We start from the raw sequence: 17,943 nt of genomic DNA on the forward strand, positions 1-17,943 counted from the left end.
TGTCGTCCGGCAGAAGAAAGTGGCGAGCGCCAGGTGGACGTCCAGAAGAAGCTCGACGAGATCGTCACGACCGTCACCGGCGCCCGGTCCATGCCGATGTCCGCCTCCTGCGTGGTCAACCGCGCCGAGCTGCTCGCCCTGCTCGAGGAGCTCCGCGCCGGGCTGCCCGGCTCGCTCGCCCGTGCGCAGGAGCTCATCGGCGACCGCGAGCAGCTGGTCGCCGAGGCCCGTGAGGAGGCCGAGCGGATCATCGAGTCGGCGCGCGCCCACCGCGGATCGCTGATCTCCGACACCGAGGTCGCCCGGCAGTCCCAGGAGGAGGCCGACAGGATCCTCGCCGAGGCCCGCCGGCAGGCCGAGGAGATCCGCGCCGAGGCCGACGACTACGTCGACAGCAAGCTCGCCAACTTCGAGGTCGTCCTCACCAAGACCATCGGCTCCGTCGGCCGGGGCCGCGAGAAGCTGCTGGGCCGCGCGGACGGGGGCGGCGGCTACGGGGGGCCGGACGGAGACGCGGACGCCCCGGAGCCCAGCTCCGACCCCCGTGTCCAGCGTCAGCAGGCCGACGCCTACGTCGACGCGAAGCTCGGCGCCGTCTCGGCGGTCCTGAGCAAGACCCTGGAGGCCGTCGGCCGCGGCCGCGAGAAGCTCCTCGGCGCCCGCCCGGCCGACGAGCTGGGCGCCCACATGGCCGCCCAGGACGGCTTCCACGCCGCCCGCCCCACCAGCGACGCCGACTTCCTCGCGGGACTGGCCGTGCCCCAGGCGGCGGCCTCCCCGGAGCCCGCCGCCGCGCCCCATGCGCCGCCCCACGCAGCGCCCCACGCGGGTTACGACGGCTACTACGAGCCGCAGGGCTACGGAGCCGATCCGTACGTCTACCAGCAGCAGTACGAGGCGGACGGCTCCCACGGGCAGCATGCCGACCCGTACGCGGTCCAGGGCGGCTATCAGCAGGCCGACCCGTACGCCTGGCCCTCCCCGGCCCCGGGCGACGGCTACGGCTCCCAGGGCGGCTACGTGCCCCAGCAGCACCAGCCTGCACAGCACCAGTCCGCTCAGCACCAGCCTGGAGAGCACCAGCCCGCACCGGGCCGGCCCCAGGCGGGCGGAGCACTGGACGAGACGAGCCTCTTCGACACGTCGATGATCGACCTGGAGCAGCTCCGCCGTTACGAACAGGGCCGCTGACCGGCGCCGCAGGACGGCCGATTGGGTCTACGGCGACCCGTCCAGTATCCTGGCTCTTCGGTCGCGTGTGCATTCGCGATCTCGGCTGCCCTCATCGCATGCGTCACCGCATACGGCTCCGGGCCGCCGTCACCGCAGCGTAGAAAGCAGGAAGCCCTGAACGCCCGCCTCGATCACCGTTCCCCTCTCGTGTTCGACACACGCGAGCTGGGTCGGCGTCCCGGTGCGCTGAAGAGGGTCTCCCGCTCCGTACCGGCCCCCGATCACCTCGGTATCGAGGTCATCTCCGTGGCCGAGGGCGCGACCGTCGAGCTCGACCTCCGACTGGAGTCGGTCATGGAAGGGGTGCTTGTCACAGGCACCGCCCGTGCACCGCTCACCGGGGAGTGCGTAAGGTGTCTGGAGCCGCTCGAGCGTGAGCTCGAAGTGGACTTCCAGGAGATGTACTCCTACCCCGACGCCGATGACCGGAGCCGCCCCGCGGATACCGGCGACGACGCCGAGGAAGACGAAGAGGACATGCTCTTTCTCGAGGCCGACTTGTTCGACCTCGAACCCGTGCTGCGTGACGCGGTGGTGCTCGCACTGCCGCTGCAGCCGGTGTGCCAGGACGACTGCCCCGGCCTGTGCTCCGAGTGCGGAGCGCGGCTGGCGGACGACCCGGACCACCACCACGAGACCGTCGACATTCGTTGGGCGGCACTGCAGGGACTCGCCGGTTCCGACCAGGACGGCGAGAAGGACAACGCACCCCGCTCCGTCGGGGATGACTCACAGGAGAAGTAGCCGTGGCTGTTCCGAAGCGGAAGATGTCGCGCAGCAACACGCGCCACCGCCGGTCGCAGTGGAAGGCTGCGGTCACCCCCCTGGTGGCGTGCGAGCGCTGCCACGAGCCGAAGCAGCAGCACATCGCGTGCCCGAGCTGCGGCACCTACAACAAGCGCCAGGTCCTCGAGGTCTGATCGGCGGGTGACAGGCTCCATGTCAGACGCCACTACGCCGAAGAGGGCGCCGGCGGACACGGCCTCGTCTCACACGCTTCTGGAAGGGCGGCTCGGGTACAGACTCGAGACCGCCCTTCTGGTGCGTGCGCTGACCCACCGTTCCTACGCGTACGAGAACGGCGGTCTGCCGACCAACGAGCGCCTGGAGTTCCTCGGGGACTCCGTCCTGGGCCTCGTGGTCACGGACACGCTGTACCGCATCCACCCCGACCTGCCCGAGGGCCAGCTGGCCAAGCTGCGGGCCGCGGTGGTCAACTCCCGTGCACTGGCGGAGGTGGGCCGTGGGCTCGACCTCGGCTCCTTCATCCGGCTCGGCCGCGGTGAAGAAGGCACGGGCGGCCGCAACAAGGCGTCCATCCTCGCGGACACCCTTGAAGCGGTGATCGGTGCGGTCTATCTCGACCAGGGTCTCGAGGCTGCTGCCGAGCTGGTTCACCGGCTCTTCGATCCGCTGATCGAGAAGTCCTCGAACCTCGGCGCCGGCCTGGACTGGAAGACCAGCCTCCAGGAGCTGACCGCGACGGAGGGGCTCGGCGTGCCCGAGTACCTGGTCTCCGAGACCGGTCCCGACCACGAGAAGACCTTCACGGCTGCTGCCCGCGTCGGTGGTGTCGCGTACGGCACCGGCACCGGCCGCAGCAAGAAGGAAGCGGAGCAACAGGCGGCGGAAGCCGCCTGGCGCGCCATCCACGAGGCGGCGGAGGCTCGCGCAGCCGCCGCCGAAAAGGCCGAGGCCACGCAGAAGGCCGAAGCCGTGGACAAGGCGGAGGCTGGCAAGGCCGAAGCCGCGGAGCAGACCGGGGTCGAGACGACCGAGGCCGACGCCGCATCCTGACGCACACGTCCCCGAACGCCGGGCGCTCCTGACTCCAGGGCCGCCCGGCGTTCGGCGATCGTGCCGCCGCAGTACCGGCGTCGAGGCGCCGCAGTACCGAAGCACCCACCGCAGCATCCGCGGGATCCGCCGTATCCGGGCGGCGCCCGCGAGCCCTTCCCGGAGGAGCACCGTGCCCGAACTGCCCGAGGTCGAGGTCGTCCGGCGCGGACTGGCCCAGTGGGCCTGCGGCCGCACCGTGGCCGACGTCCAGGTGCTGCACCCCCGGGCGATCCGGCGCCACCTCGCCGGCCCCGAGGACTTCGCCGCCCAGCTGGCCGGCCGCCGCCTCGGAGTGGCCCGGCGGCGCGGCAAGTACCTCTGGCTGCCGCTGGAGACGGAGGGCACCGCGGCCCCCGACCGGGCGGTCCTCGCCCACCTCGGCATGAGCGGCCAGCTCCTCGTCCAGCCGCACGAGGCCCCCGACGAGAAGCACCTGCGCATCCGCATCCGGTTCGACGACACCGCCGGCACGGAGCTGCGCTTCGTCGACCAGCGCACCTTCGGCGGGCTCTCCCTGCACGACACGGTGCCCGGCGACCCCGAGGGGCTCCCCGACGTCATCGCACACATCGCCCGCGACCCGCTCGACCCCGCCTTCGACGACGAGGCCTTCCACGCCGCGCTGCGCCGGCGCCGTACGACGCTCAAGCGGGCCCTGCTCGACCAGTCGCTCATCAGCGGGGTCGGCAACATCTACGCCGACGAGGCGCTGTGGCGCTCCCGGCTGCACTACGACCGGCCCACCGCGACCCTGACCCGGCCGCGCAGCGCCGAGCTGCTCACGCACATCCGCGAGGTCATGAACGAGGCCCTCGCCGTCGGCGGCACCAGCTTCGACAGCCTCTACGTCAACGTGAACGGCGAGTCCGGCTACTTCGACCGCTCGCTGGACGCGTACGGGCGCGAGGACGAGCCGTGCCGCCGCTGCGGTACGGCCATGCGCCGCCGCCCCTGGATGAACCGCTCCAGCTACTTCTGCCCGCGCTGCCAGCGCCCTCCGCGCCCGCGCGCCGCGTAGCCGCTTCCTGCGCCGGGTAGCACCCGGGACGCCTTCTTACGCCCGCCTTCTTACGCCCGGCGCTCCGCGTCGTACTTCTCCTGAGCCGCGAGGATCTCCGGCATGCGCTCCTCCAGCAGCCCGATCAGCCCCAGGAGGCGGTCGGCGACATCCTGACCCAGCGGCGTGAGCGCGTAGTCCACGCGGGGCGGGTTGGTCGGCTGCGCCTCCCGGTGCACCAGGCCGTCGCGCTCCAGCGCGTGCAGCGTCTGGGACAGCATCTTCTCGCTCACGCCGTCGACCCGGCGGCGCAGCTCGTTGAAGCGCAGCGTGCACTCGTACAGGGCCACGACCGTCAGCGCGCCCCATCGCCCCGTGACGTGCTCGAGGGTGCCGCGCGAGGGGCAGGAGCGGGCGAACACGTCGAAGGGCAGGTCCGGGTCCATGGCCGCAAGCATACTCCCGCACAGCGCTAACTTCTGGATTGCGCTTTCTAAAAGTTAGTGCTTTCCTTCTGGTCGTGCCGCTCGGCACACGCCGCCGTGTGCCGCCCGGCATGCACCCGTCCATTGGAGGCCCCATGACCGCCGCCCTGCCCCAGCCCGTCGTCTCCGTCGCCTACCACTCCGGCTTCGGCCACACCGCCGTCCTCGCCGAGGCCGTCCGCGACGGCGCCGCCGACACCGGCGCGACCGTCCACCTGGTCAAGGTCGACGAGATGACGGACGCCGAGTGGGCGCAGCTCGACGCGTCCGACGCGATCGTGTTCGGCTCGCCCACCTACATGGGCACCGCCAGCGCCGCCTTCCACGCCTTTGCCCAGCAGACCTCCGGCCGCTGGGCCGACCGTGCCTGGCAGGACAAGATCGCCGCAGGGTTCACCAACTCCGCCTCCAAGAGCGGCGACAAGCTGGCCACCCTGCAGTACTTCTCGCTCCTGGGCGCGCAGCACGGCATGCACTGGGTGGGCCTCGGCCTGCTGCCCGGCTGGAACAGCTCCGTGGCCTCCGAGAACGACCTCAACCGCCTCGGCTTCTTCCTCGGTGCGGCAGCGCAGAGCAACGCCGACCAGGGCACCGAGGGCGTCCACAAGGCGGACATCCTGACCGCCGAGCACCTCGGTGCGCGGGTGGCCGAGGCCGCCCGGGTCGCGGTCGCCGGCCGCGCCGCGCTCTGAGCCGCCGGGTCGGCCCCCACGGGGCGTCAGGCGCCGCATGGGGCGGGCTCCGGACAGCAGCACGAGGCGAGCCCTGGTCGCCGCACGGGGCAGGCTGCGGGCACCGCATGAGGCGCTCCTCGGACACCCCCATGAGGCCGTCCCTGCCGCCGCATGGGGCGGGCCCGCCGCACCCGCCGCATGGGGCAGCCCGCCGCGCACCGCGCGGCGGTCAGTAACCGAAGTCCTGCGTCCACCAAGGGCCGCTCGCGCTGGTGTTCAGCCCGATCCCCAGGGTGCGGTAGTCGCGGTTGAGGATGTTCGCCCGGTGGCCCGCGCTGTGCATCCAGGCGTCCATCACGGCGCGGGCGTCCGGGTGGCCGCGGGCGATGTTCTCCCCGCCGAGGTTCCGGATGCCGTGCTTGGCGGCCCGGTCCCATGGCGTGCGGCCGTCCGGGTCCGTGTGGTTGAAGAATCCGCGCCGCGCCATGTCGTCGCTGAACGCCTGGGCGAGCCCCGTCAGCCGGGCGCTGGCCTTCAGCGGCCGGAGGCCCGCCTTGGCCCGCTCCTGATTGACCAGGACGAGCAACTGCCGCGCCACCGACGGGTACAGAGAAGCCTGATCGGCCGCCTGCTGTTCCTGCCCGGCGGGCTGCGCGTGGTCGGCGACCCGGGTCCGCCCCTGGGCCTGGGCTTGCGCCTGGGCTTGGGCATCGGGCGCCGGGGCTGCGCCTTCCCGGCCCGGAGCGTCGGCGGCCTGCGCATCGCCGGAGCCGCCGCCCGGCCCCGTACCCCCTTCGCCGCCTGGTCCGTTGCCCGCTCCCTGCGGCCCCGGAGCCCCGTCGGCAGGTGCTGCCGGCGGGCCGGACGGGGAGGAGGCGGCGCCGACGGGCACTGCGGTGTCCCCGTGCGGTGCGGGAGGCCGTTCGGCGTTGCGGCTCACGTGCGACTGGCCGCGGCCGGAGGGCCCTGCGTCGGGCCGCGTGAACTCGGTGACGGGCGGCTCTTCGGTCCGCACCTGCCCGCCGCCGTGGCCGTCGTTGCCGAGCTGGAGGGTGCCCCCGCCGGAGAACAGGCCGGAGGTCATCGCGACCACACCCATGGCCATGGCGGCGGACGCGCCCAGCAGCCCCGTACGTACCGGGGTCTTCGGCCGGGCACGCGACCGCCGGGGATCAGGGGGCCATTCCCCGGCCGTGGCGCCGGGATCGTCGGAGGGGTCGGGGGCGGAGGCGCCGCTCGTCCTCCCGGCTTGCGGGGGAGCGGGGACGGGGCTGCCTGCGGTCCTGGGGGCAGAGCGTCGGTGGCGACCCATCCGCTGCCTTCCTTACGTGTTCGGCTCGGTGTGCGTCACTCGTACGGGGAGGGGAGACCTGTCGACCGGCGACTGTACGGCAATAGACGAGGGGTCGAAGTGCTGATTATGCAATTGGCCGGTTAGCGTGCAGACATGAACGAGAATGTCCGTCTCACGGCGTGGGTCCGTGGACATGTGCAAGGTGTCGGCTTCCGGTGGTTCACGCGGGAGAACGCTTTGCGCATCGGAGCACTCGCCGGCTTCGCGTCGAATCTGGCCGACGGAAGGGTCCAGGTCGTCGCGGAGGGCCCGCGCGAGGGGTGCGAACTTCTGCTCGATTGGCTGCGGGCGGGCGACACGCCCGGGCGGGTGGAAGGTGTCACCGAGATCTGGGGTGACCCGCGGGGCGGTTATGACGGGTTCGAGATCCGCTGACCATAACGGTTCGGAAAACGGGAAATGGTCCGGGAGGGCGTGCGCGGGGGCCGTGAAGAGCGGGGGGCGAGGGTCACGATGACCTTAGTGATATGCCTTTGGCATATGCGTGGGAGAGAAATTCCCTGATGGTTGCCAAGACGGTCCGGGCGTGGAAGGCTGCGAGGCAACGGATGATCTCCACGCCCCTCCGGGCCCCGGCCGTGCCGGCGCCGCGCATTGACCGCCGCGCCCCCCGGGACGCCCGCGGATACGGGGTGTGATCGTGTTGACCGTCAAACTTTTTGGTGAGACTCTGGAAGCCCCGCGCACCTTAGCTGTTTGGCATTGAAGACTGCAGTAGCGATGGCAGACACCGCGGGTGCGAATCCCTCACGACCCACACCGCTTCGGTCGGTCACTCAGTGTGGAGGACCATCCATCATGGCAAAGGCGCTTCTCGGTTACGTCGGCGGCTCCGACCCCCGAGTCCTCGCCGAGATGCGACGGCTTCAGCAGCGTGTCCAGGACCTCGAATCCGAGCTCATCCGGATGCAGGCCGAGAATGACGCGCTGTCTGCCGCCGCTCACCACGGCGACTCGCTGCTCGACAGCATCGACGTTTCCCAGGCGGAGCCTGCGCTCGCCTGACCGGAGGCCCTGCCCCGGGGGCCGGTCGGGCTGCACTGTCAGCCGCTTGAGAGTTGCAAGGGACGCTTCGGCGTCCCTTCGTCATTTCAGATCATCGTATCGTCGTGGTGTTTCCCAGCGGTTGCGGCTATTTTTTCCCACTTTTCGGTGCGCCCCTAACGACTGATGTGCCCTGCCCCTTCCCAGGTGAAACCAATTGAAGGGCGCGGCACGCCAGCATGCCGTCCGGGGCGGCTCCCGTAGAGGCCCGGCCGGTAGAGTCCTTCCGCGTGCACCTCAAGAGCCTGACCCTGCGGGGGTTCAAATCCTTCGCCTCCGCGACGACCCTGCGCTTCGAGCCCGGGATCACCTGCGTCGTGGGGCCCAACGGCTCCGGCAAGTCCAATGTCGTCGACGCCCTGTCCTGGGTCATGGGCGAGCAGGGGGCCAAGTCCCTGCGCGGCGGCAAGATGGAAGACGTGATCTTCGCCGGGACGACCGGCCGCCCGCCGCTGGGCCGCGCCGAGGTCTCCCTCACGATCGACAACTCCGACGGAGCCCTGCCGATCGACTACTCCGAGGTCACCATCACGCGGATCATGTTCCGCAACGGCGGCAGCGAGTACCAGCTCAACGGCGACACCTGCCGGCTGCTCGACATCCAGGAACTGCTCTCGGACTCCGGCATCGGCCGCGAGATGCACGTGATCGTCGGCCAGGGCCAGCTCGACTCCGTGCTGCACGCCGACCCCGCCGGTCGCCGCGCCTTCATCGAGGAGGCGGCGGGCGTCCTCAAGCACCGCAAGCGCAAGGAGAAGGCGCTGCGGAAACTCGACGCGATGCGCGCGAACCTCGCCCGCGTCCAGGACCTCACCGACGAGCTCCGGCGGCAGCTCAAGCCGCTCGGCCGGCAGGCGGCCGTCGCGCGCCGCGCCGCCGTCATCCAGGCCGACCTGCGCGACGCCCGCCTGCGGCTCCTCGCCGACGACCTCGTCGCCCTCCGGGAGGCGCTGCGGGCAGAGCTCGCCGACGAGGCCGCCCTCAAGGCCCGCAAGGACGGCGCCGAGGCCGAGCTCAAGGCCGCCCTGCAGCGTGAGGCGGCCCTGGAGGAGCAGGTGCGCACGCTCGCCCCGCGCCTGGCCACCGCCCAGCAGACCTGGTACGAGCTCTCGCGCCTCGCCGAGCGCGTGCGCGGCACGGTCGGACTCGCCGACGCCCGCGTCACGAGCGCCACCTCCGCCCCCGCCGAGGAGCGGCGCGGCCGCGACCCGGAGGACCTGGAGCGCGAGGCGGCCCGCGTCCGCGAGCAGGAAGCCGAACTCGAGGCCGCCCTGGAGGCGGCGAGCCGGGCCCTGGAGGACACCACCGAGCACCGTGCGGCCCTGGAGCGGCAGCTCGCGGAGGAAGAGCGCCGCCTGCGTGACGCCGCCCGCGCCATTGCCGACCACCGTGAGGAGCTCGCCCGGCTTCAGGGCCGCGTCACCGCCGCCCGCGGCCGGGCGGCCTCCGCGCAGGCCGAGATCGACCGGCTGGCCGCCGCCCGTGACGAGGCCCGGGAGCGGGCGGCCGCCGCCCAGGAGGAGTACGAGCGGCAGCAGGCCGAGGTCGAGGGGCTCGACGCGGGGGACGCCGAGCTGGCCGGCCGGCACGAGGCCGCCAAGCAGGAACTCGCCGCCGCGGAAGCCGCACTGACCGAGGCGCGCGAGGAGGCGACCGCCACCGAACGCCGCCGCGCGGCGACCGGCGCCCGCCGCGACGCGCTTGCCCTGGGCCTGCGCCGCAAGGACGGCACGGGGGCGCTGCTGGCGGCGCAGGATCGTTTGTCCGGGCTGCTGGGCCCGGCGGCCGAACTGCTGACCGTCGCTCCCGGCTACGAACTGCCCGTCGCGGCCGCCCTGGGCGCCGCGGCGGACGCACTCGCCGTCACCGACACCGCCACGGCGGCCGAAGCACTGCGGCTGCTGCGCAAGCAGGACGCGGGGCGGGCGGCGCTCGTCGTGGCACGGGGCCTGGAGCGCGGCGCGGCAGCGGCCTGCGCACCGGGCCCCGTGCAGCCGCCCGCACGGGGCGGAGCGAACACCGCCCCATGCGGCCCCCGCCCCGCCCTCGAACTCGTCGACGGGCCCACCCCCGTCCTCGACGCCGTGCGTGCACTCCTGCGCGACGTCGTGGTCGTCCCGACGCTGGAGGACGCCGAGGAACTGGTCGGCGAACGGCCCGGGGCCGTCGCCGTCACCGCCGAGGGCGACCTGCTCGGGGCCCACTTCGCGCAGGGCGGCTCCGGCGGCGCGCCGAGCCTCCTGGAGGTCCAGGCCGCCGTCGACGAGGCCACCGCCGAACTGGCCGACCTGGACGCACGGTGCGACGGCCTGCAGGCGGCCCAGCACGCCGCGGCCGCACGGCGCGCGGAGTGCGCCGCCCGCGTGGAGGAACTGGCGTCCCTGCGCAGCGCGGCCGACCGGGAGAAGTCCCAGGTCGCCCAGGCCCTCGGGCGGCTCGCCGGGCAGGCGCGCGCGGCGGCCGACGAGGCCGGCCGGACGGCCGCGGCCGTGGCCCGTGCCGAGGAAGCCCTCGCGCGGGCCGGCGAGGAGGCCGAGGAGCTGGCCGAGCGCCTGGCCGTCGCCGAGGAGTCCGCCCCGGCCGAGGGCGACGGGGAGCCCGACACCTCCGTACGGGACCGGCTCGCCGCGGACGGCGCCAACGCCCGGCAGACCGAGATGGAGGCGCGCCTCCAGGTCCGTACGCACGAGGAGCGCGTCAAGGCCCTCGCGGGACGGGCGGACGGCCTGGACCGGGCGGCCCGCGCCGAGCGCGAGGCACGGGCCCGCGCGGAGCGGCGCCGCGCCAGGCTGCAGCACGAGGCCCGCGTCGCCGCGGCCGTCGCGTCGGGGGCCCGGCAGCTCCTCGCGCACGTCGAGGTCTCCCTCGTGCGCGCCGACGAGGAGAAGCGGAGCGCCGAGGAGGCGAAGGGCGCCCGGGAGCGCGACCTGGCGGCCGAACGCAACCGGGGCCGCGAGCTGAAGAGCGAGCTGGACAAGCTCACCGACACGGTGCACAAGGGCGAGGTGCTCGGCGCGGAGAAGCGGCTGCGCATCGAGCAGCTGGAGGCCAGGGCCCTGGAGGAGCTCGGCGTCGAACCCGCGGGCCTGGTCGCGGAGTACGGGCCGGACCAGCCCGTACCGCCGTCCCCGCCGGCCGAGGGCGAGGAGCTGCCGGAGGACCCGGACCACCCCAGGAACCGCCCCGTGCGGTACGTACGGGCGGAGCAGGAGAAGCGGCTCCGTGCCGCCGAGCGCGCCTATCAGCAGCTGGGCAAGGTCAATCCGCTGGCGCTGGAGGAGTTCGCGGCGCTGGAGGAGCGGCACAAGTTCCTCTCCGAGCAGCTGGAGGACCTCAAGAAGACCCGCAGCGACCTGCTCCAGGTCGTCAAGGACGTCGACAAGCGCGTCGAAGAGGTCTTCACGGAGGCGTACCGGGACACGGCCCGGGAGTTCGAGGGCGTCTTCTCCCGCCTCTTCCCCGGCGGCGAGGGGCGGCTCGTCCTCACCGACCCGGACGACATGCTGGCCACCGGTGTGGACGTCGAGGCGCGGCCGCCGGGCAAGAAGGTCAAGCGCCTGTCGCTGCTGTCGGGCGGGGAGCGCTCGCTGACGGCGGTGGCGCTGCTGGTCGCGATCTTCAAGGCGCGGCCGAGCCCGTTCTACGTGATGGACGAGGTCGAGGCGGCGCTGGACGACACCAACCTCCAGCGGCTGATCGGGATCATGAGGGAGCTCCAGGAGAGTTCGCAGCTGATCGTGATCACGCACCAGAAGCGGACGATGGAGGTCGCCGACGCGCTCTACGGCGTCTCGATGCAGGGCGACGGCGTCTCGAAGGTGATCAGCCAGCGACTGCGTTGATCTTGTAATCGCGCAGTAGCGGCTTCACTTCTTCAAGTGTTGAACTCAACGTGTGGGAAGCCTCCTGGAAACTTCTTGGTTACGACCTATTGACTTAAGAAAATGAAGACATAGGGTCTGCAGCGTTGCTAATACCTTCAAGTGGTGGGCCCCCAAGTCCTGTGCCCCACTTGAAGTGCCAGCCCCCCACGCCCGGCAGTGCCGCCGGGCCTCAGGAGTACACGTTGACCAGCACTGCGACGGCGCAGGGGTCCGAGGGCCGCAAGGCCCAGCCGGATCACCTCGGCCATGTCATCTTCATCACCGCGGCCGCGGCCATGGGTGGCTTTCTCTTCGGCTACGACAGCTCCGTGATCAACGGCGCGGTCGAGGGCATTCGCGGGAAGTACGACATCGGCTCCGCAGCCCTGGCCCAGGTCATCGCCATCGCCCTCATCGGCTGCGCGATCGGCGCCGCCACCGCGGGCCGGCTCGCGGACCGCATAGGCCGGATCCGCGTCATGCAGATCTCCGCGACGCTCTTCACGATCAGCGCCGTCGGCTCGGCCCTGCCGTTCGCCCTGTGGGACCTGGCGTTCTGGCGCGTCCTCGGCGGCATCGCCATCGGCATGGCCTCGGTCATCGGCCCGGCGTACATCGCCGAGGTCTCGCCGCCCGCCTACCGCGGCCGCCTCGGCTCCTTCCAGCAGGCCGCGATCGTCGTCGGCATCGCCGTCTCGCAGCTCGTCAACTGGGGCATCCTCAACCTCGCCGACGGCGACCAGCGCGGTCACCTCCTGGGCATCGAGGCCTGGCAGCTGATGCTCGGCGTCATGGTCGTCCCGGCCGTCCTCTACGGCCTGCTCTCCTTCGCGATCCCCGAGTCGCCCCGCTTCCTGATCTCCGTCGGCAAGATCGACAAGGCGAAGAGCGTGCTGGCCGACGTCGAGGGCCACACCGTCGACCTCGACAAGCGCGTGGCCGAGATCGAGCTGGCGATGCACAGCGAGGAGAAGTCCACCTTCAAGGACCTCCTCGGCGGCAAGGCGGGCTTCCTGCCCATCGTCTGGGTCGGCATCGGCCTGTCGGTCTTCCAGCAGCTCGTCGGCATCAACGTGGCCTTCTACTACTCGGCCACCCTCTGGCAGTCCGTCGGCATCGACCCGAGCGACTCCTTCCTGTACTCCTTCACGACGTCGATCATCAACATCGTCGGCACCGTGATCGCGATGATCTTCGTCGACCGGGTCGGCCGCAAGCCGCTCGCCATCGTCGGCTCGGCCGGTATGGCCGTCTCCCTCGCCCTCGAGGCCTGGGCCTTCTCCGCGCAGGCCGGCGACGGCTCCCTGCCGACCGCACAGGGCACGGTCGCCCTCGTCGCGGCGCACGCCTTCGTGCTCTTCTTCGCGCTCTCGTGGGGCGTCGTGGTCTGGGTCTTCCTCGGCGAGATGTTCCCCAACCGCATCCGCGCCGCGGCACTCGGCGTTGCCGCCTCCGCCCAGTGGGTGGCCAACTGGGTCATCACCGCGAGCTTCCCGAGCCTGTCGGACTGGAACCTCTCCGGTACGTACGTCATCTACGCGGTCTTCGCCGTGCTCTCCATCCCCTTCGTGCTCAAGTACGTCAAGGAGACGAAGGGCAAGGCGTTGGAGGAGATGGGCTAACCCCCCCCCGCCGCCCTCTCCTCAACAGGACGCTGCCCCGGCTCACCGACGAGCCGGGGCAGCGTCCTGTTTGCGTACGGGTGCGGGCGGGGCGGCGGCGTGGGGCGCGGCCCCGTGCGGTGGGGCGCGGGGCGCGGCCAGCTGCAACGGCGGGGACCGGCGGCCCCGTACGGGGCCGGGCCTAGTGCGCCGCGCTGTCACCGCGGGGCGCGCCCCATGCACGAAGCCGAGCCGTTGCTGAGGGGCGCCCCTCGGGTTCGCGGCCCGCCGCGCAGTCCCTCCTGCCGCCGCGCCGCGCAGCCGCAGCGCACGTGCCGGGCGGCGCTGGACCGACCTCAAGCAGGGCCGTACCGAAGCCGAGCCTTGCACGCGGCGTCCCGTCGATTCCCGGGCCGCAGCACACTCCCTCCCCGCCGCGGCGCTCAGCAGGCCCGGCGGCGCCGGACTGGCCTGTCGCGTCGGGTGCTGCTGCGTGCTTGCCCGTCGGTGCCGTACCTGCCTGCCGAGTGCTTCCCGTCGGCTTCCGGCAGGCCTCGTGCGCGCTTGCCTTCCGCCGCTGTGGTGCTCAGCCCCAACGCCGAGGCCCGGCGGTGCCGTACCGGCCTGCCTCGTCGGGTACTGCCGCGTGCTTCCCGTCGTTTCCGGCAGGCCTCACGCGCCGTTGTCTTCCGCCGCTGTGGTGCTCAGCCACAGCGCCGCGGACCGGCGGTGCCGTACCGCCCCGCAGCAGGCCCGTAGCGGCGGGACCACCCCGCGCCGCGCGGCCCGACGCGGCCCCACGCCGCCCCACGCCGCCCCGCGGCGCTACGCGCCCGGCGCACCGCTCGCCGCGAGGCGAAAACGCGGGTGCCCCCACCGTCAGGACGGTGGGGGCACCCGCGTTCGGCTAGCGGCGGCGGCGCGTCAGGCGCCGACCTTCACGCGCTCCTCGTCGCCGGCGGCGGCACCCGCGGCGTCCGCCGCGGCAACCTCGCGCGGCACCGGCAGCACGGCCATGATCAGCGCAGAGATGGCGATCGTGGCGGCCCAGCCCAGCCCGTACTTGCCGACGAACGTCGAGGCCAGCGGACCGGTGAACCAGTCGCACTTGGTGAAGCAGATGCCCGCGGCCAGCGCGACGGTCCAGGCCGTCATCGCCTGCCAGCAGAAGCCGCCCACGTACCAGTAGCGGCTGGTGCGGCCGGTGTCCATCAGCGCCTCCGCGTCGTAGCGCACGGCGCGGGCCTTGCGGCGCGCCATGTCGACCGTGTAGACGCCGATCCAGGCGGAGAAGGAGACCGCGAGCAGGATCAGGAAGGTGATGAAGGAGCTGAGGAAGCTCTTCGCGACCAGCATCAGCAGCAGGCCGCCGACCAGCGAGATGATGGCGTTGATGCTGACGGCCATGGCACGGGGCAGCTTCACGCCCATGGTCTGGGCGGTGAAACCGGCCGAGTACATCGAGAGGCTGTTGATCAGCAGCATGCCGACGATGGCGGTGATCAGGTACGGCACGGCCAGCCAGGTCGGCAGGATGTCGCCGAGGAAGGAGACCGGGTCCGGCGCGTCGGCCAGGCCCGGGGTGGCGACGGCCATGACGGCGCCCATCAGGACCATGGGGACCATCACGACGCCCGCACCGGAGACCGTGGCGGTGACGATCTTCTTGCCGGACGCGGCGTGCGGCAGGTAGCGCGCGAAGTCGGGGCCGGTGGGGACCCAGCTGATGCCGCCGGCGGCGATGGTGCCGATGCCGGCGATCATCATCGCGGTGGTGCCGGCCGGCTTCGAGAAGACCTCGTCCCACTTGATGTTGGCGATCAGGTAGCCCAGCACCAGGACGCTGAAGACGCCGAAGAGGTACGTCGACCACTTGTTGCACACGTTCAGCGCCTTGCGCCCCATGCCGCTCACGAGGAACGTGCAGGCGACGAAGGCGAAGAGCGTGATGACGATCAGCGCGGTGTTGCTCTTGACGCCGAGGAGCAGGTCGAGAACGGTCAGCACCGCGTAGGCGCCGGTGACCGCGTTGATCGTCTCCCAGCCGAAGCGGGCGACCCACAGGATCGCGCCGGGGAAGAGGTTGCCGCGGACGCCGAACGTCGCGCGGGAGAGCATCGCGCCGGGCGCGCCGCCCCACTTTCCGGAGACCGACAGGACGCCGACCATGCCGAACGACGCGAGCGCGGCGCAGGCGGCGACGATCAGGACCTGCCAGAAGTTCAGTTCGTTGAAGACCACCAGGGCGGCGCCCATGGTGAGCAGCAGCACGCTGATGTTGGCGGCGACCCAGGTCGGGATGAGCTCACGGACCCGGCCGTGTCGCTCGTGATCCGGAACGGGCTCGATGCCGCGGGTCTCTATCGCGCCGCCGGATTCGGCGGTGGACAGGTTGGACGCGTTGTCCATGTGGGGGGCTCCGTGCGGGTGAAGCGGGGCGGGAAGCCGGGCAGAAAAGGTCTTTGGGGACTCTACGCGCGTCGCACAGCCCCACGCCATCGTACTTTGCTCCAAGTTTAGGCTTTTAGTGCCATTGGTCCTTGTCGCAATCTCCAAAGGCGCACGTCACCGGCGACGTCGCCGGCGAGGCCGCCTCTCGGGGCCGCGGTGTCCGATACTGGGGGCGTTATGGAAATCGTCATCCTTGCTGTAGTCATCGCTGTGGTCGCGCTCGGCGCGATCAGCGGGCTCGTGGTCAGCAGCCGTAAGAAGAAGCAGCTGCCCCCGGCCCCGCCGAGCAGCCCGTCCGTCACCGCGCCGCCCGCCGAGCCCCACGTCGGCGAGGAGGCCGAGACCCCCAGCGCCGAGCCGCGCCGGACCGTGGAGGAGGTCGAGCTCCCGGCCCCCGAGGCGCCGGCCGCCGAAGCCCCCGCCGAGGCGCCCGCCGCCCCGGCCGAGCCCGAGGCGCCCGCCGCGCCCGCGGTCGAGGTGCCCGAGCCCACCGCCGGCCGCCTCGTGCGGCTGCGCACCCGTCTCTCGCGTTCCCAGAACTCCCTCGGCAAGGGTCTGCTGACCCTGCTGTCCCGCGAGCACCTCGACGAGGACACGTGGGAGGAGATCGAGGACACCCTGCTGACCGCCGACGTCGGCGTCGCCCCCACGCAGGAGCTCGTCGAGCGCCTGCGCGAGCGCGTCAAGGTGCTCGGCACGCGCACCCCCGAGGAGCTGCGCGCCCTGCTCCGCGAGGAGCTGCTGGCCCTCATCGGCACCGACGCCGACCGCAGCGTCCACACCGAGCCCGGCGTGGGTGTCAACGGCGAGGAGAAGCCCGGCGTCGTCATGGTCGTCGGCGTCAACGGCACCGGTAAGACCACCACCACGGGCAAGCTCGCGCGCGTGCTCGTCGCCGACGGCAAGTCCGTCGTCCTCGGCGCCGCCGACACCTTCCGTGCGGCTGCGGCCGACCAGCTGCAGACCTGGGGCGAGCGCGTCGGCGCCCGCACGGTCCGCGGGCCCGAGGGCGGCGACCCGGCGTCGATCGCCTTCGACGCCGTCAAGGAGGGCATCGCCGAGAACGCCGACGTCGTCCTGGTCGACACGGCCGGCCGCCTGCACACCAAGACCGGCCTCATGGACGAGCTCGGCAAGGTCAAGCGGGTCGTCGAGAAGCACGGCGCGGTCGACGAGATCCTGCTCGTCCTGGACGCCACCACCGGTCAGAACGGCCTCGTGCAGGCGCGTGTCTTCGCCGAGGTCGTCAACATCACCGGCATCGTCCTCACCAAGCTCGACGGCACCGCCAAGGGCGGCATCGTCGTGGCCGTCCAGCGTGAGCTGGGCGTACCCGTGAAGCTCGTCGGCCTGGGCGAGGGGGCGGACGACCTCGCCCCGTTCGAGCCCGAGGCGTTCGTCGACGCGCTCATCGGCGACTGACGCGCCGTACGCCCGTCCGCAACGCCGGTCCCGCTGGAGCGCCCCCCCGGGGCGCTCCGCAGGCCGGGCGGGCGGCGTCCGGGAGAGAAAGGGCCCCCTCCGCAGGTGCAGCTGCGGAAGGGGCCCTTTCGTGTGGGGCCCGGCCGGAAGGCCGCCGGGGCTCAGGACGCCGCCGACCGGTGGCACACATACGCGAGGGTGCCGAGGAGCAGCCGGGCGTGCGGGGGGCGGCCCGCGGTGTCCAGCGTGGGCGGGCGGAGCCAGCGCATGGGGCCGAGGCCGGCGTGGTCCGAGGGCGGTGCGGTGACGTGCTCCCCGGGGCCCAGGCAGCGCAGGTCGAGCCGGGCGTCGTCCCAGCCCATGCGGTAGAGCAGCTGGGGGAGCTCGTCGGCGGCACCGGGGGCGACGAAGAACAGCGCCCGGCCGTGCGGCGTGAGGGCCACGGGGCCGAGCGGCAGCCCCATGCGCTCCAGGCGGGCCAGGGCGTGCCGCCCGGCGGCCTCGGCGACCTCCAGGACGTCGAAGGAGCGCCCCACGGGCAGCAGCACGGCCGCGCCCGGCACCTCGGCCCATGCGGCCGCCGCCGCGTCCAGCGTGGCGCCCGCGGGCACGCGTGGGGCGAAGGAGAGCGGGTGTGCGCCGGGGGAGGGGCAGTCGTCGGCACCGCACGAACAGACCGCGCCGGCCGGGCGACCGCCGCGGGAGGCGCGGGCGCCGGGCACCACATCCCACCCCCACAGCCCGGTGTACTCCGCCACCGTCGTGACGCACTCGTACGCGCGTCCGCGGCGCCGAGAGCTCGAGCGCAGGTCCCGGATGCCGCCGATTGTGAAGCCCATGCCCCCTCCAACGGGTCGTGCTCGCGGATGGTTACGAGTCGGAGTGTCTCGAACACGGACCGTTGTCGAATCCCTTCCGGCGGCGGCGTGACGGTGTGCGACGGGTGGTGCGGTGCCGACCATGCGCCGGGGCGTGCGTCG

15 protein-coding genes are annotated in these 17,943 nt (G+C 72.5%); 11 read left to right on the forward strand and 4 right to left on the reverse strand.

Translation table 11 applies throughout. The features are described from left to right. The first annotated feature begins 33 nt into the window (after positions 1-33). The 5 genes from AS857_RS30920 to mutM all read left to right on the forward strand — a co-directional run bounded on the left by AS857_RS30920 (position 34) and on the right by mutM (position 4,090). The gene (locus tag AS857_RS30920; RefSeq protein ID WP_058046456.1) at positions 34-1,191 is read left to right on the forward strand and encodes an ATP synthase F0 subunit B; all 1,158 of its coding nucleotides are present in this window, start codon (positions 34-36) and stop codon (positions 1,189-1,191) included. 189 nt (positions 1,192-1,380) lie between these two features. Continuing rightward, complete coding sequence (locus AS857_RS30925) at positions 1,381-1,977, forward strand: YceD family protein (protein WP_173864824.1); 597 nt, start codon at positions 1,381-1,383, stop codon at positions 1,975-1,977. 2 nt (positions 1,978-1,979) lie between these two features. Then, positions 1,980-2,153: a 50S ribosomal protein L32 gene (gene rpmF / locus AS857_RS30930; RefSeq protein WP_015657589.1), complete on the forward strand. Its 174-nt coding sequence runs from the start codon at positions 1,980-1,982 to the stop codon at positions 2,151-2,153. Positions 2,154-2,172: 19 nt separating this feature from the next. After that, complete coding sequence (gene rnc, locus AS857_RS30935) at positions 2,173-3,030, forward strand: ribonuclease III (RefSeq protein WP_058046457.1); 858 nt, start codon at positions 2,173-2,175, stop codon at positions 3,028-3,030. 172 nt (positions 3,031-3,202) lie between these two features. Beyond that, entirely contained in the window at positions 3,203-4,090 is an 888-nt protein-coding gene (gene mutM, locus AS857_RS30940; protein WP_058046458.1) for a bifunctional DNA-formamidopyrimidine glycosylase/DNA-(apurinic or apyrimidinic site) lyase, read from the forward strand. A 50-nt stretch (positions 4,091-4,140) separates the two neighbouring features. Here mutM and AS857_RS30945 read toward each other — a convergent pair whose 3' ends face one another. Next, a complete protein-coding gene (locus tag AS857_RS30945; protein WP_058046459.1) occupies positions 4,141-4,515 on the reverse strand; it encodes a winged helix-turn-helix transcriptional regulator in 375 nt (124 codons plus the stop codon). A gap of 134 nt (positions 4,516-4,649) precedes the next feature. On the opposite strand from AS857_RS30945, the gene AS857_RS30950 reads away from it, so the two are divergent. Then, positions 4,650-5,246, forward strand: a complete 597-nt coding sequence (locus tag AS857_RS30950) for a flavodoxin family protein (RefSeq protein ID WP_058046460.1) — start codon at positions 4,650-4,652, stop codon at positions 5,244-5,246. 211 nt (positions 5,247-5,457) lie between these two features. On the opposite strand, the gene AS857_RS30955 is transcribed toward AS857_RS30950, so the two are convergent. Next, positions 5,458-6,540 (reverse strand): CAP domain-containing protein, encoded by a 1,083-nt coding sequence (locus tag AS857_RS30955; RefSeq protein WP_107105685.1) that lies wholly within the window; start codon positions 6,538-6,540, stop codon positions 5,458-5,460. Positions 6,541-6,675: 135 nt separating this feature from the next. On the opposite strand from AS857_RS30955, the gene AS857_RS30960 reads away from it, so the two are divergent. From AS857_RS30960 to AS857_RS30975, 4 genes are all read left to right on the forward strand, one after another. Beyond that, on the forward strand, positions 6,676-6,957 hold the full coding sequence (locus AS857_RS30960; protein WP_058046462.1) for an acylphosphatase: 282 nt from the start codon (positions 6,676-6,678) through the stop codon (positions 6,955-6,957). A 423-nt stretch (positions 6,958-7,380) separates the two neighbouring features. Further along, a complete protein-coding gene (locus tag AS857_RS30965; protein WP_058046463.1) occupies positions 7,381-7,587 on the forward strand; it encodes a hypothetical protein in 207 nt (68 codons plus the stop codon). A 269-nt stretch (positions 7,588-7,856) separates the two neighbouring features. Next, a complete protein-coding gene (gene smc / locus AS857_RS30970; protein WP_058046464.1) occupies positions 7,857-11,468 on the forward strand; it encodes a chromosome segregation protein SMC in 3,612 nt (1,203 codons plus the stop codon). Positions 11,469-11,692: 224 nt separating this feature from the next. After that, positions 11,693-13,111 (forward strand): sugar porter family MFS transporter, encoded by a 1,419-nt coding sequence (locus AS857_RS30975; protein ID WP_058046465.1) that lies wholly within the window; start codon positions 11,693-11,695, stop codon positions 13,109-13,111. Positions 13,112-14,014: 903 nt separating this feature from the next. Here AS857_RS30975 and AS857_RS30980 read toward each other — a convergent pair. Further along, positions 14,015-15,499 carry a purine-cytosine permease family protein gene (locus AS857_RS30980; protein WP_058046466.1) on the reverse strand — a complete coding sequence of 495 codons (1,485 nt, stop codon included), beginning with the start codon at positions 15,497-15,499 and terminating at the stop codon, positions 14,015-14,017. A 219-nt stretch (positions 15,500-15,718) separates the two neighbouring features. Here AS857_RS30980 and ftsY point away from each other — a divergent pair, with 219 nt between their 5' ends. Then, complete coding sequence (gene ftsY / locus AS857_RS30985; RefSeq protein WP_058046467.1) at positions 15,719-16,963, forward strand: signal recognition particle-docking protein FtsY; 1,245 nt, start codon at positions 15,719-15,721, stop codon at positions 16,961-16,963. A gap of 161 nt (positions 16,964-17,124) precedes the next feature. On the opposite strand, the gene AS857_RS30990 is transcribed toward ftsY, so the two are convergent. Further along, a complete protein-coding gene (locus AS857_RS30990) occupies positions 17,125-17,802 on the reverse strand; it encodes a bifunctional DNA primase/polymerase (protein ID WP_058046468.1) in 678 nt (225 codons plus the stop codon). Positions 17,803-17,943: the final 141 nt, after the last annotated feature.

Source organism: Streptomyces roseifaciens (genome assembly GCF_001445655.1).
GTDB classification, from domain to species: domain Bacteria; phylum Actinomycetota; class Actinomycetes; order Streptomycetales; family Streptomycetaceae; genus Streptomyces; species Streptomyces aureoversilis.

What these genes read in the sequence shown, in the direction of transcription:
- AS857_RS30955 (WP_107105685.1), bottom strand. Translation starts at nt 6,540, where the DNA reads ATGGGTCGCCACCGACGCTCTGCCCCCAGGACCGCAGGCAGCCCCGTC.
- AS857_RS30990 (WP_058046468.1), bottom strand. Translation starts at nt 17,802, where the DNA reads ATGGGCTTCACAATCGGCGGCATCCGGGACCTGCGCTCGAGCTCTCGG.
- AS857_RS30965 (WP_058046463.1), top strand. Translation starts at nt 7,381, where the DNA reads ATGGCAAAGGCGCTTCTCGGTTACGTCGGCGGCTCCGACCCCCGAGTC.
- ftsY (WP_058046467.1), top strand. Translation starts at nt 15,719, where the DNA reads ATGGAAATCGTCATCCTTGCTGTAGTCATCGCTGTGGTCGCGCTCGGC.
- AS857_RS30960 (WP_058046462.1), top strand. Translation starts at nt 6,676, where the DNA reads ATGAACGAGAATGTCCGTCTCACGGCGTGGGTCCGTGGACATGTGCAA.
- AS857_RS30950 (WP_058046460.1), top strand. Translation starts at nt 4,650, where the DNA reads ATGACCGCCGCCCTGCCCCAGCCCGTCGTCTCCGTCGCCTACCACTCC.
- AS857_RS30945 (WP_058046459.1), bottom strand. Translation starts at nt 4,515, where the DNA reads ATGGACCCGGACCTGCCCTTCGACGTGTTCGCCCGCTCCTGCCCCTCG.
- rnc (WP_058046457.1), top strand. Translation starts at nt 2,173, where the DNA reads ATGTCAGACGCCACTACGCCGAAGAGGGCGCCGGCGGACACGGCCTCG.
- AS857_RS30980 (WP_058046466.1), bottom strand. Translation starts at nt 15,499, where the DNA reads ATGGACAACGCGTCCAACCTGTCCACCGCCGAATCCGGCGGCGCGATA.